The organism is Klebsiella sp. 28 (assembly GCF_018223905.1).
Classification (GTDB): Bacteria; Pseudomonadota; Gammaproteobacteria; order Enterobacterales; family Enterobacteriaceae; genus Klebsiella; species Klebsiella pneumoniae.
The window spans coordinates 1-1,361 of the sequence record NZ_JAGRQY010000325.1; the positions used below are offsets into that span (position 1 = coordinate 1).

The 1,361-nt window shown below is 59.4% G+C and carries 2 protein-coding genes; both read left to right on the forward strand.

Annotation, left to right across the window (positions count from 1 at the left end; all coding sequences use genetic code 11):
• Positions 1-721, forward strand: a 721-nt coding sequence (gene amiA, locus KHQ28_RS28865; RefSeq protein ID WP_211777813.1) for an N-acetylmuramoyl-L-alanine amidase AmiA, incomplete at its 5' end; no start/stop codon positions are given.
• On the forward strand, positions 721-1,361 hold a 641-nt coding region (gene hemF / locus KHQ28_RS28870; RefSeq protein ID WP_211777814.1), incomplete at its 3' end, for an oxygen-dependent coproporphyrinogen oxidase. The genes amiA and hemF, both read left to right, overlap by 1 nt.

Below are 1,361 nucleotides of genomic sequence, written 5' to 3' on the forward strand. Positions count from 1 at the left end.
CAAAAAGACCGGGGGTCGCCGGATTGTAATGTTAGATCCGGGCCACGGCGGCATCGATACCGGCGCTATCGGCCATAACGGCTCGAAAGAGAAGCATGTGGTGTTGGCGATCGCTAAGAACGTGCGCAGCATTTTGCGCAGCAACGGCATCGACGCCCGCCTGACCCGCACCGGGGATACCTTTATCCCGCTTTACGACCGCGTGGAGATCGCCCATCAGCACGGCGCCGATCTGTTTATGTCAATCCACGCCGATGGTTTTACCAACCCGAGCGCCGCCGGCGCCTCGGTGTTCGCCCTGTCAAACCGCGGCGCCAGTAGCGCCATGGCGAAATACCTCTCCGATCGCGAAAACCGCGCCGATGAGGTCGCCGGTAAGAAAGCGACGGATAAAGACCATCTGCTGCAGCAGGTACTGTTCGATCTGGTGCAGACCGACACCATCAAAAACAGCCTGACGCTGGGCTCGCATATCCTGAAAAAGATCAAGCCGGTACATAAGCTGCACAGCCGCAATACCGAGCAGGCGGCGTTCGTGGTGCTGAAGTCACCATCCATACCGTCCGTGCTGGTGGAAACCTCGTTTATCACCAACCCGAACGAGGAGAAACTGCTCGGCACCACCGCCTTCCGGCAGAAAATCGCCACCGCGATTGCCAACGGCATTATCAGCTATTTCCACTGGTTCGATAACCAGAAAGCCCATTCGAAGAGACGTTAATGAAACCCGATGCCGCGCAGGTAAAAACTTTTCTGCTCCAGCTCCAGGACAGCCTCTGTCAGCAGCTGAGCGCCGTGGATGGCGCGCCGTTTATTGAAGATGCCTGGCAGCGGGAAGGCGGTGGCGGCGGACGCAGCCGGGTGCTGCGCGAAGGCCGGGTGTTCGAGCAGGCGGGGGTCAACTTTTCCCACGTCCATGGCGACGCCATGCCTGCCTCCGCCACCGCGCACCGCCCGGAGCTGGCCGGACGCAGTTTTGAAGCCATGGGCGTCTCGCTGGTGGTTCATCCGCTGAACCCCTACGTGCCCACCAGCCATGCCAACGTGCGGTTTTTTATTGCCGAAAAGCCTGGCGCCGACCCGGTGTGGTGGTTCGGCGGCGGCTTTGATTTAACCCCTTACTACGGCTTTGAAGAGGATGCCGTCCACTGGCATCGTACCGCCCGCGATCTGTGTCTGCCGTTCGGCGAGGAAGTCTATCCGCGCTATAAAAAATGGTGCGATGATTACTTCTATCTCAAGCACCGCCAGGAGCAGCGCGGCATCGGCGGTCTGTTCTTTGACGACCTGAACACCCCGGATTTTGACCACTGCTTCGCCTTTATGCAGGCGGTCGGGAACGGCTATGCTGACGCCTATTT